The organism is Clostridium aestuarii, assembly GCF_026735135.1.
GTDB lineage: Bacteria > Bacillota > Clostridia > Clostridiales > Clostridiaceae > Clostridium_H > Clostridium_H aestuarii.
The window spans coordinates 601,099-613,418 of the sequence record NZ_JAPQER010000001.1; the positions used below are offsets into that span (position 1 = coordinate 601,099).

General features: G+C 27.2%; 9 protein-coding genes. 1 reads left to right on the forward strand and 8 read right to left on the reverse strand.

The window, feature by feature from the left end:
• Positions 1 to 31: 31 nt before the first annotated feature.
• The 5 genes from iolC to OW763_RS02550 form a co-directional block, all read right to left on the reverse strand.
• Entirely contained in the window at positions 32 to 1,024 is a 993-nt protein-coding gene (iolC, locus tag OW763_RS02530) for a 5-dehydro-2-deoxygluconokinase (protein ID WP_268039488.1), read from the reverse strand.
• A gap of 248 nt (positions 1,025 to 1,272) precedes the next feature.
• The gene (locus OW763_RS02535; protein WP_268039489.1) at positions 1,273 to 2,289 is read right to left on the reverse strand and encodes a LacI family DNA-binding transcriptional regulator; all 1,017 of its coding nucleotides are present in this window, start codon (positions 2,287 to 2,289) and stop codon (positions 1,273 to 1,275) included.
• A 76-nt stretch (positions 2,290 to 2,365) separates the two neighbouring features.
• Positions 2,366 to 3,199 carry a class II fructose-bisphosphate aldolase gene (locus OW763_RS02540; protein WP_268039490.1) on the reverse strand — a complete coding sequence of 278 codons (834 nt, stop codon included), beginning with the start codon at positions 3,197 to 3,199 and terminating at the stop codon, positions 2,366 to 2,368.
• A gap of 305 nt (positions 3,200 to 3,504) precedes the next feature.
• Positions 3,505 to 5,094 (reverse strand): solute:sodium symporter family transporter, encoded by a 1,590-nt coding sequence (locus OW763_RS02545; RefSeq protein WP_268039491.1) that lies wholly within the window; start codon positions 5,092 to 5,094, stop codon positions 3,505 to 3,507.
• Positions 5,095 to 5,756: 662 nt separating this feature from the next.
• Positions 5,757 to 6,494, reverse strand: a complete 738-nt coding sequence (locus OW763_RS02550; protein WP_336296876.1) for a DeoR/GlpR family DNA-binding transcription regulator — start codon at positions 6,492 to 6,494, stop codon at positions 5,757 to 5,759.
• Between the two features lie 700 nt (positions 6,495 to 7,194).
• Between OW763_RS02550 and OW763_RS02555 the strand changes: the two genes are divergently transcribed.
• Positions 7,195 to 8,508 (forward strand): sodium-dependent transporter, encoded by a 1,314-nt coding sequence (locus OW763_RS02555; protein WP_268039492.1) that lies wholly within the window; start codon positions 7,195 to 7,197, stop codon positions 8,506 to 8,508.
• An 89-nt stretch (positions 8,509 to 8,597) separates the two neighbouring features.
• Here OW763_RS02555 and OW763_RS02560 read toward each other — a convergent pair whose 3' ends face one another.
• From OW763_RS02560 to OW763_RS02570, 3 genes are all read right to left on the reverse strand, one after another.
• The gene (locus OW763_RS02560) at positions 8,598 to 9,824 is read right to left on the reverse strand and encodes a tetratricopeptide repeat protein (RefSeq protein WP_268039493.1); all 1,227 of its coding nucleotides are present in this window, start codon (positions 9,822 to 9,824) and stop codon (positions 8,598 to 8,600) included.
• 86 nt (positions 9,825 to 9,910) lie between these two features.
• Entirely contained in the window at positions 9,911 to 10,615 is a 705-nt protein-coding gene (locus tag OW763_RS02565) for a 2-phosphosulfolactate phosphatase family protein (RefSeq protein WP_268039494.1), read from the reverse strand.
• 239 nt (positions 10,616 to 10,854) lie between these two features.
• A complete protein-coding gene (locus tag OW763_RS02570) occupies positions 10,855 to 12,156 on the reverse strand; it encodes a M18 family aminopeptidase (RefSeq protein WP_268039495.1) in 1,302 nt (433 codons plus the stop codon).
• Positions 12,157 to 12,320: the final 164 nt, after the last annotated feature.

The following is a 12,320-nucleotide window of genomic DNA, read 5'->3' on the forward strand; positions in this document are numbered from 1 at the left end:
CCTCATTAAAATTTGTAGATTACTTTATTGTTTATTTAAATTCTTTAATATAATTCTTGATTTTTTCAACTGAAGGCATTGCACTAGAGCAACTATTTTGAGAAATAACAATTGAAGCAGAAGCAGCACCAAATTCTAAACATCTATCAATAGACCAATCTTGCATTAAACCATATATAAATGCTGAAGCATATGAATCGCCTGCACCTTGAGTTTTTAATACTTTTGATGGGAAAATTCTACCTTCATAAGTTTCTCCATCTTTCGTATAAGCTATTGATCCATCTTTACCATGTTTAATTACTACAAGCTTTCCATTATAATCAAACCATTTTTTTGCTGTCTTATAATCATCAGAGTTCCCCAGATCAGTTATATGCTCCATCACCTCAAACTCTTCTCTAGTACCAATAATAACATCACACTTTTCAGCAGCTAAATTGTAATAGATACTTGTTTCTTCCTTAGATTGCCATGAATATGGTCTATAATCCAATTCAAATACTACGATGCATCCATTTTTTCTAGCATATTCTAATGCAACAAATACTGCCTCTCTAGAAGGACTCTTTGCCAAAGCTGTTCCTGAAATTAAAAATATTTTTGAATTTTTCAAATATTCTTCTTTTATGTCCTTTAAATTTATATTTAAATCTGCAACATTATCTCTATACATTACTATGCCGCACTCAGTAGGACTTTTAATCTCTGTAAAAGCAAGTCCATTAACTGCTCCTGTTTTATCAACTACAATTTCAGAAGTATCTATATTATTATCTTTAAAATAATTTATAACGTATCTTCCAAAACCATCATCTGACACTCTACCTATAAATCCAGTTTTCATACCTAGTTTAGCTGTACCAACTGCAATATTAGCTGGAGAACCGCCCACATATCTAGTAAAAGTTATTGATTCTTCTAATGGTCTATTTATCTCATTTGGATTTAAATCTATACCTGCTCTTCCTATAGCTATTAAATCCATTGGCTTGTTTTTATCAAAATTTAGTATGTTGCTCATTTTAAGTACCTCCTAAAATTTTAAACTTTAATAACTTACACTACTAAATTACATAAACCCAATGCTAGAACATTTGCAATATTTTAGCACCTCCTAAACCAATATTAATTAAATTTATATATATGTTTAGTTAATTTAAAATTAATAGTTTTCTTATTCTATCTTAACTTATTGTTCAATGCACAGATTATAATAAATTTCATGCACACAGTTGCATAAATGCATAAAAATAAACTGATTACTTTATCTTAACAGGTTTCTCTTATAATCAACCTTGGCTGAACAAACTTACTTTGATATGAGTACGTTTGTTTACCATTTAATAATTGAATTAACCTTTCACATCCAATTTTAGCAATTTGCTCTCTTGGTTGACGAATTGTTGTAAGTAGCGGTGAAAAATAGGGAGCAATATCCAAATCATCGTATCCTATAACTGCTACATCTTGAGGAATTTTTACTCCTAATTCTTTTAAAGCTTTAATAGATCCTAAAGCCATTAAATCTGACTGTATAAAAATAGCAGTTACCTCTTTAATCATATTTACATTTTCTTTTATAATATTGTAGCCAGATTCAAATGAAAAATCGCCTTCTAATATTAGTTTAGGATCAACTAGTAAATTATTTTTTTTGAATATAGATGTATAACCACTCATTCTTTGCTTAACTTCTTCTTCTTTTGGATTGCCAGTTAAACACATAGTCTTTTGATGTCCTAATTGTATAAGATGACTTGCAGCTAAAATTCCTCCTACAAAATGGTCAGTACTTACAAAATCCACTTCTGTTTTTATATTTGATTTTGGCATATAGTGTAAAAATATACATGGTATTTTTGAATTCTTAATATACTCCCAATCTTCTGCATCAATATCAGAATGAACAATCATTAATCCATCAACCTTTTTTCGATTAATTAATTTTTTAATATTACTTTCTCCAGTAAACCTATTTTTAGGAAAACTAACAATACTATCTATAAACTCTTTTTCTAAACTGCTTCTTATGTCATTCAACAAAGAGGTAAGATATAAACTAATCCTAACTTCTGCTGTTTGTTCTGGATAAATAATACCAATAGTTCCTGTTTTATTAGTATTCAAAGATTGTGCACTAAAATTAAATTCAAAATCCAATTCTTTTGCTATTTTTTTTATCTTTGTTTTTGTTTTTTCAGAAATCAATGGACTATCATTTAAGCTACGTGATACTGTAGAGTGATTAACTCCAGCAATTTCAGCAATATCCTTTATTGTAGCCAAATTTTCAAATCACCTTCTTTAACTATAATTCTAAGCTTATATTAAACATAATATTGCTTAACTCTTTTAATATATTCTAAAATCCTAATAATCTAAATTTTTCTTTAGCTTTTTCTTTAACTTTAAACATTGCTTTTTCATTAAAATACATTCTGTCGAATTCCTCTGGGTTGCTCTCCATTTCTTTTCTTAAGGTATTACCAAATTCCATTCTCAAGGCTGTTCCTATGTTTATCTTACCAACACCATAATTTCTTAATTGTTCAAGATTTTCATCAGATATACCAGTAGAACCATGAACAACAAGCGGCACATTAGCTTTATTCTGAATTTTTCCTATTAAATCAAACTTAATATCAGCATTTTGAATCTGCATTTTATGAACAGTACCAACTGCTACAGCAAGCCAATCTGTATTTGTCTCTTTATAAAATTTTTCTGCTTCTTCTGGCTTGGTAAACAATGGCTTGTACTCTTCTAATGAAACATCACTATATGCAACAGAACCAATTTCAGCTTCTACAGATACATCTAATGCATGAGCTATTTTAACAATTTCTTTTGTATTTTTAATATTATCTTCAATAGGTAATTGTGATCCATCATACATAACAGAGGAATATCCACTTTTAATGGCTCTAGCTATAACTTCATAATTTTTACCATGGTCCAAATGAATAGATACTGGAACTTTAGCATCCTTAGCTATTTCCCCTAACAGTTTTGCCCAATATTCTACTGGCATAAAATTAACAGCAAAATTATTAGTCATTAATAAAACTGGTGCATTCATCTCTTCTGCTGCTTTAACTACAGAAATAGCATCTTCATATCCAAATATGTTAAATCCCGGAACTATATAATTGTTTTTAGACGCATCCTTTATTATATTTCTTAAGTTGCTTAACATATTCTACTCTCCCTTCAAAATATAAAAACATATCTAAAAATATTTATTACAACATTTAGTTTATCTTTTAAACTTATTTTATTATTTTTTTATATATTTTTCAATACATTTTTTTATATTTTTTTATATTTTTTAATTTTTATTTATTTTTATTTGTTTTTTATTATTTATATTTTTATTAAATATATGGTTCTATTACATGTATTTAAACTTTCTTATTATATAATTTCCTCTTACTCTTTAAGTAATAATTGTTATGTAATTTTAATCTCCCAAATTACACAACAATTATTATTAATAACTAATTAAGCAACAATTCCTATTTTTGAAAAGAATGCATATATTACTAGTATCATTATGCATATAAAAATCGATATAGGTTTAGCATATTTCCAAGGAGTTATATCTACCTGCTCAGTATATTTTTGTACATAGTCTGTTTCTCTTGGTCGTATTTTTCCAATAAAAAGCATAATTGAAACACTTATTATAAATAATACAAAGAGTACATGTAAGAAATGTATATCCCTTGCTAGGAATTTAGAAGCACCATACAAAATAATGTGAACAACAAGTGCTATTTTAGGAGCAATAGCTGGAACCTTTTTACTAAAGAAGCCAACCATAACCGCAGCTAAAATTGGTATATTATAAAATCCAAAACATTCTTGTAAATATACAAATAGTCCTGATGGAGCATAAAGAATAAACGGAGCTATTATCATTGAAGCAATTGCTAAACAAACCCCAAATCTTTTCCCTACTTTTACCACTTCAGTATCTGCTGCATCCGGGTTAATGATAGGTCTATAAATATCTAGCGTAAATAATGTTACCGAACTATTTAACGCACTATTAAATGAGCTTAAAATTGCTCCAAACAATACTGCTGCAAAGAAACCAGCTAAAGGTCTAGGTAAAACGTCAAGTACTAAAGTGGGATATGCCATATCTGGATTAGATATTGAATTTCCATACAAACTAAAAGCAATAATTCCTGGTAGTACTAAGAAAATAGGTCCCCATAATTTTAAAAAACCTGCAAAGAGAACTCCCTTTTGTCCTTCTTTTAAATTTTTAGCTCCAAGAGTTCTTTGAATAATAGATTGGTTTGTACACCAATAAAATAAATTATTAAAAGTTAATCCAGTAAATAAAACTGGCCAAGGCATTGGAGATTCAGGTCCACCTATAGCATTTAGTTTTTGAGGATTTACTGTTACCAAATGATTGATTCCAGCTGTAAAACTACCTCCTCCTAATTTGGTTAGACCAAGTATAGGAATCAACATTCCACCAATTATTAAGCCCATACCATTAAATGTATCTGATACAGCAACTGCTTTAAGCCCACCAAAAATGGCATAAATAGAACCAACTATTCCTATTGCCCAAACTGTTATCCAAAGAGCTGGCATTTCACCAATTCCGAAAACTTCTGGTATATTAAATAGTTTAACTAAAACTAAAGCTCCAGAATACAATACCGTTGGAAGATAAGTTGCAGCATATCCAATTAAGAATAAAACAGATACTATCTGTCTTGTTTTTTTATCATAACGTTCTTCTAAAAAATCAGGTATTGTTGTTATACCACTTTTTAGATATCTAGGTAAAAATATCAATGCCATGCATACTAGCGCAAAAGAAGCTGTTATTTCCCATGCCATTAAAGCCATGGTATTATTATATGCTTGTCCGTTTAGCCCAACCACTTGTTCTGTTGATAGATTTGTCAACATCAATGACCCACCAATAAAAACACCTGTTAAACTTCTTCCACCAAGAAAATAACCGTCTTGTGTATCTACATTGTCATCGCGAGTCTTATACCATGATAATATTGCTACTAACGTTGTAAAACCAACAAATGATAAAATTATTACTGCACTCATCCTTTTTCCTCCTATTCTCAATTTAAAATTCCTATATACTTGTTTTACTTCAAACATAAAATAATCATCTTTGGTTTATTGTAGAATTCATATTTTTGATTATATATTTATATTTAAACCTCCTTTTACCTAAATTTATAAATTATATAGTATTTAGCTCACTTTATCATTAAACAACCCCTGAAAATACAATATTTGTAATATATCTATATAAAATCATTTCTTTTACTTGCTGTGTTTGTTTTATTATTTTTTATTTTTATTTTTTATTATTTTTTATTTTTATTTTTTTATTGTTTTTTTATTTTTTTTATTGCTTTTATTTATTTTTATTATAAACGTTTCCATTTGAATTGTAAATATTTTTGTAAATATTTTTAATTTTTTTTTAAAATTAACAATTCTTAAAATATTTTGTTTATAGATATTCAAAGCCAAATTTAAACTTGTTTAAAAGTACTTATTATAAATCTTAGTAACTTAAATTGATTCCTTATTAAAACTTAAATTTTTTTTTAAAATTCAGCATAAAAATAAAGAAAAGAAAATCAATAATGAATTTTCTTTTCTTCATAATTTTTTTAACTTATTAGATAATTGTAAAATCAAACACAAAAGCTAACCTGTTTAATAATTTACAAGTTAGCAGTATTTTTAAACCATTATTCACATATAAGTAATCGTTTTTCTTTTTTATCAAATATTTCTTTATATTGTTTATCTATTTTATTAGTAATAATACAGTCAGGTGAATCAAGTGATGCCACATATACCAACCCTATTTTATTATATTTCGAGTCATCTATCATTAATGTCCAATTATTTGTAATATCAGATATACCTCTATATATGTACGCACTAAATTCTTTAGTTACTGTTAATCCAGCATTCAAATCAACCCCCGTTACACTAGTGAATGCCCTATTAACATATATTCCTTCAAATGTATTACTAGTTTTTTTGCCTAAAGTAAATTTAATTCCATTCTGGCATATAACTTCTCCTCCAATCAATATAACATTCTTACAATTAGGAAGAAGTAAATCTAGTATACTTATATTATTAGTAACCACTGAAATTTCATCTTCTTTTTTTATTCTTTGTGCTAAAAGATAGCAAGTAGTACCTGAACCTATAAATATTGACTCACCTTTTTGTATTGTTTTGTAAGCAGTTTCAACAATTTTTTCTTTTTGATCTAAATTACTAATACTTATTTCTTCGCTGCTAAATTTATTTTTTTTCGTTTCAATTAATACTGCTCCTCCATGTATTTTTTCAAGAAATCCTTCATCTTGTAGTTTATCTAAATCTTTTCTTACAGTTACATCACTTACTCCTAAAATTTCAGTTAATGAATTAATGTCTATTTTTTTCTTGTTTTTTAAGATTTGTTTAATTTTTCCATTCTCTCAACTATTAACATTACCTTATCTATTCCCTTCTTTAAAAAATTTTACTTATATTATATACATATTATGTGAAAAACATTGTGAAACTTTATTCTCATTTAACGTCTTTACACTATATTACTATATACTTCTTTATAATTATAGTTTATATTTTTATTTTTAGTAATACTCTGTCCTTTTTTATTTTAATTTTACTTTTTTTAATTTTAATTATCAATATATATTTTATATTTATTATTAGTTGATATTTTTATAAAATATAAAACCATATAAAATATTAAACTTATTTTACTTATAAAATATTTTTTCATATTGTTGTAACCAAAAAGTAGGATATCTTTACAAATACGCAATTGAAAATAATATTTCAACTACAAACTTTACAATTTAGCTTGAATTATCAAATATATTATGCTATACTTGTTGAAAATTAACTTTTAGGAGAAAGATTATGCAACTTATGAGTAAACTAATAAATTTAAAGTCAAAAACTAATAGAGTCTTTATTAACCATTTTAGATAGGGTTTGTATATATGAATTTTTCATCATAGATACAGGCCCTGTAAGTATTGTTTTATAGGGTTTGTATCTATGGTGGTTATATAATAATAGTTTATTAGCCACGTAGATATTTTTGTCTATGTGGCTTTTTTATATTTATTTTACATTATCAAAGGGGGTTTACTAATGAAAGAAAGAGAAAGCTTTTCAGGAAAGCTGGGTTTTATATTATCATGTATAGGATCGGCAATAGGTTTAGGTAACATTTGGATGTTTTCATGGAGACTTGGTCAGTATGGAGGTGCTGCATTTCTTGTACCATATTGTATCTTTGTGTTTATATTAGGTTCAATAGGATTAATGGGAGAATTTGCACTTGGAAGATCTAGAAAAAAAGGTTCTTTTGGAGGTATTAAAGAAATATTCAAAGAAAAGAATTTACCTTTTGGTTCTATAATTGCAACCATACCAACAATAGGATTAACTGGAATACTTATATTTTATACTGTAGTAGTTGGATGGATTATTAGATATTTTTATGCATCTTTAATAGGTACTTTCAATAAAGTTGATATTCCAACTTATTTTTCAAACTTTGCAGGAACATCTTCAAGCATTCCATGGCATGCTCTAGCTGTATTACTTACTATTATTGTAGTTACACTAGGCGTAACCAAGGGAATTGAAAAGGTAAATAAAATTGTAATGCCCGCACTTTTTATAATATTTATTATATTGATGATAAGATCATTAACTCTTCCTGGAGCTGTAAAAGGAATAAAATATTTACTTATACCTGACTGGTCATATTTATTAAAACCTATAACTTGGGTTATGGCTTTAGGTCAAGCTTTCTTTACAGTATCACTTACTGGATGTGCACTTGTAGTATATGGTAGTTATCTAAATGATGATATAGATATTCCTTCTGCTGCAATACACACAGTAATTTTTGACACTATATCTGCTTTACTTGCATCTTTTATAATTATTCCATCTGCTTTTGCTTTTGGATTAGACCCAACTGCAGGACCAGCTTTGTTATTTATAACCGTACCTTCTATATTTAAAATGATGCCAGGTGGAAATATATTTGGTGCACTATTTTTCTTAAGTATAATTTTTGCTTCTGTTTCTTCTGCAATAAATATGATGGAAGGTCCTGTAGAAGCTCTAATGCACCAATTTAACTGGAAAAGAACTAATACAGTTTTCATAGTTGGATTATTTTCCTTTATTGCTGCTATTCCATTAGACTTGAGTATGGCAAAATTCGGAGCTTTTTCTGATTTTATTACAGTTTATATTTCACCATTAGGAGCAGTACTAGCTGCAATAGCTTTCTTTTGGATTTATGGAGCTGAAAAAGCAAGAATTCAAATAAATAAAGGCTCTGCCAAACCTTTAGGAAAATGGCTGGAACCTGCTGGTAAATATATGTTTGTAAGTATTTCCATAATTGTTTTAATTCTTGGAATTATATACGGAGGTATTGGCTAATATAAAAATTAAACTTTAAAATTTAAATTTAAATTCAATTAACAAATATAAGCATCAAACTTTAAATCTTAAAGTTTGATGCTTATATTTTAATCTTTTAATTTATTTAATTCATCTTCTACTCTATTAAAGGTAACCTCTCTGTTAATATCTAATATAGTATCTTGAAGAAAATATCCTTCTTTTAAAAGTTCTTTAAGCAACTCTAAAGATATATTAAATTTTTCTTTAGCTTTATTTTTGTTTTTTTGTTCTAAGTAACTTCTTCCAAGTTCAAAATACATATCTGAAAGTTCTTTCTGCATATCCATATAATAAAAATCATTATCATTAATTATTTTTTCTCTATTAGTATCTATTATTTTTGTTATTTCTTTAGAAATTCCTAATAAAATATCTTCTGCTTTTTTATATTCTTCTAATTCATTTAACGCTTTTGCTTTTAGCAAATAAAATTTATAATCTTCTATTTCATAAATCCCATCTTTGTTTTTATTTATTTGAAAAACCTTTTCTATTGATTCCAGTGCCTCTTTTGCTCTATTGGCCTTAATCTGCATGTCTATAAAATAATACCATGCAAATTTGAACTCCTTCAAATGTTCTCTCCCAAAATATTTAGGATTATTATCTATACAATTCTCAAAATATACTGGATATTCTTTTTCAGCACATGTAAATTTTTCCCTATTAAATCTTATTACATCAACCGAATATATATTGGCTCCTTGATTTAACCATCCGCCAAAAACAATTCCTTTATCATCATTCAAAGAATTGTTTAATATCTGAAATTTATTCCACAAGCCTAATTCTAATTTTTCAAATTTATCCTTTTTAAAATTATATACAGTATATTCAGAACCTGCGCGAGTACTTATTAATTTCCCTAGTATAAGACTTTTTTTTGTACTATCATATACATTTACAAGTTGTACCATTGATATTGCATTTGCTTGACTTTTATCTTCAAAAATTTTTATCCATTTGTTATTATTTTTCTTCAACACAAAAAATCCATTTTCGAATTTTTCTTTATTTTTAAAAAATACCACAACTTCATCTATATCATCATTATCTACATCTAGTTTATATATAGATTCATTTCCTACTATCCTATCTTCCTCTAAAATCTTCGCACCTTGAGGAATGAACCTATTGGCTATATCTTTTAAATTTTCGCTACTCTTAATTTGTTTATTCACAATTTGAGGTTGTTTACTGACTGCCGCCTGAGTAGTATGTGCAGAACACCCATTCAAAAACACTCCACTAACTATAAATCCACTTAAAATCACTTTTGATACTTTGTTCATTTGTGTCCCCCCAACATTTATGTAATTATTTAATAAATATTATACACCCTAATATTTATTAAATAATTACATAAATGTAAAAAAAATCATAAAATTCTTCCTTTTTTGTATTCTGGAACATAGTCTATAATATCTTTCTTACAGCAATATCTCAAGTCTTCTTCTAACCCCAAATTAATAAGTGTATTATAGTGTTTTGCTTTTTTTACAAAGCTTATAATATCACTATTTTGCTTATAAACATACTGTGCCGTTATTGCTATATCTGATAATTCTACTTCCTTATTATTTAAAATACATTCTATAATGTACCCACTACATATAAAATCATCTATAGAAAATTGACTATCAGTACCCGCATTGATTATAACTACATCATCTTTTAATTTCAAAATTTTTTCTGCAACAGCCTTGGCATTTATTAATGCTCCTATTAAAAGATTTTTAGCTGCCACAGCTCTATTTATAGCCTTTGTACCATTAGTTGTTGTCATAACCAAAATCTTATCTTCTGCAATATTTTTTTTGTATTCTAAAGGAGAATTTGAAAAATCAAATCCATCTATTTTCTTAGCATTTCGTTCTCCCCCAAGAACATACTTTTCTCTACTGTTTTTCACTATATTTTTAGCTTCTTCTATATTAGTTACAGGTATTACATAGTTGCACCCATTATTCATTGCAGTTACTATAACAGATGTCGCTCTTAGCATATCTATAATCACTACTGTTTTATTTTTGATTTTTTCTTCTTTTATATCATCTGCTGATATAATTATATCTATTTTCATCTTATCTAATTCTCCTTCCATAATTTAAGTATTTATTTTTATTTTAGAAATTATCTAATACCCAATGTTCTCTCTAAAACACCCTTTGGTTTCGTAAATAAATTTCAAACTTTATTATCTTTTTTAACAATAAAAATGGGCTGTATCAAATAAATTTTATATACAATATACTTGTTTATAATCTAAAAATCGCTCAGTATATTGTACTTTTTTTATTTTTATACAGCCTCTTTTAAAAACTATAATTTATAAAATTCTGCAAAACTTCTAAATGTATAATAGTGATCTAAAACTCCACAAAGTTCTCTGATTGAATGCATCGAAAGAAGAGGCGTTCCAATATCAACTGATCGAATAGCTAGGTGAGTTGAAGATATTGGTCCTATAGTTGATCCCCCTCTTTCATCAGAGCGATTAACAAATTTTTGAACAGGAACTCCTGCTTTTTTACATATGCTTTCATACACAGCTGAAGAGTTACTGTCTGAAGTATAACTTTGGCTCGCAGCTATTTTTATAGCAGGACCTTTATTTATCATAGGTCTATTTGTAGGATCACATTTTTCTCCTCTGTTTGGATGTACAGCATGAGCTGAATCTGATGAAATTATAAAGGATTTTGCAAGAGCTCTAAAGAAATCTTCTCTATCTCCTCCTACTGCTATTACTATTCTCTCAAGAACATCTGACAGCATATTTGAATCTGCTCCTTGTTTAGTTGAACTTCCAACTTCCTCATTATCAAAACAAACTAAAACATTAGTTGCCTTTGATTGCTCAACATTGACTAACGCTGAAAGTCCAGAATGAACTGCTTCCAAATCATCTAATCTTCCACATGATATAAACTCATTATTTAATCCTATAATACTTCCTTTTTCATATTCATAAAGAAATAAATCAAAGTCTAATATATCCTTTGAATTTACATTTAACTCTTCCGATATAAGTTTTAAAATATAATTATCCTTTTCAAATTTTTCGTTTACAAGCTCTAATACAGGTAATGTATCAACTTGTCTGTTTAATTCCACACCTTTATTAATTTCTCTATTCATATGTATTGCAAGATTTGGTATTATCATTATTGGCTTTTTAATATTAATAAGCTTTGTTTCAGGATATAATATATTTTTTCCTTTTAATATAACTCTTCCTGCTACAGATAACGGTCTATCAAGCCAAGTATTAAGTATTGGTCCTCCATAAACTTCTGTATTTATCTTAAGATATGTTCCTTCTGATATTATTTCTGGTGATGGCTTTAATCTAAATGTAGGAGAATCAGTATGTGCACCTATTATTTTAAAACCATTTTCTTCAATATCACCATTTCCAATAACAAAAGCTATTATGGCAGAATTATTCTTGGTTACAAAATATTTACCTTGTTTATTCAAATTCCATTTTTCTTCTTCTTTAACTTCTTTAAATCCATTTTTATATAATTTTTCTTTTATATTTTCCACAGCATGAAAAGCTGTTGGGCTTTTATATATAAATTCTACAAGCTCTTGTGAAAATATTAATTCTTTATTCATAGTATTTTCCCTCCATTATTATAAATTAACACACTCTTCAAACACTAACTATTTACTTTCTTTATAATTTATAGTATATCAGATAAAAATAAATTTTTTAAAATTTTAATATAATTTTCTTGTAATCTAAATTATTTGTAAAACTATATAATTTTTTGAATTTT

Bases quoted from the DNA above. Each gene is read 5' to 3' on its own strand.
- OW763_RS02570 (WP_268039495.1), bottom strand. From the start codon at position 12,156: ATGAATAAAGAATTAATATTTTCACAAGAGCTTGTAGAATTTATATAT.
- OW763_RS02560 (WP_268039493.1), bottom strand. From the start codon at position 9,824: ATGAACAAAGTATCAAAAGTGATTTTAAGTGGATTTATAGTTAGTGGA.
- OW763_RS02545 (WP_268039491.1), bottom strand. From the start codon at position 5,094: ATGAGTGCAGTAATAATTTTATCATTTGTTGGTTTTACAACGTTAGTA.
- OW763_RS02565 (WP_268039494.1), bottom strand. From the start codon at position 10,615: ATGAAAATAGATATAATTATATCAGCAGATGATATAAAAGAAGAAAAA.
- iolC (WP_268039488.1), bottom strand. From the start codon at position 1,024: ATGAGCAACATACTAAATTTTGATAAAAACAAGCCAATGGATTTAATA.
- OW763_RS02540 (WP_268039490.1), bottom strand. From the start codon at position 3,199: ATGTTAAGCAACTTAAGAAATATAATAAAGGATGCGTCTAAAAACAAT.
- OW763_RS02555 (WP_268039492.1), top strand. From the start codon at position 7,195: ATGAAAGAAAGAGAAAGCTTTTCAGGAAAGCTGGGTTTTATATTATCA.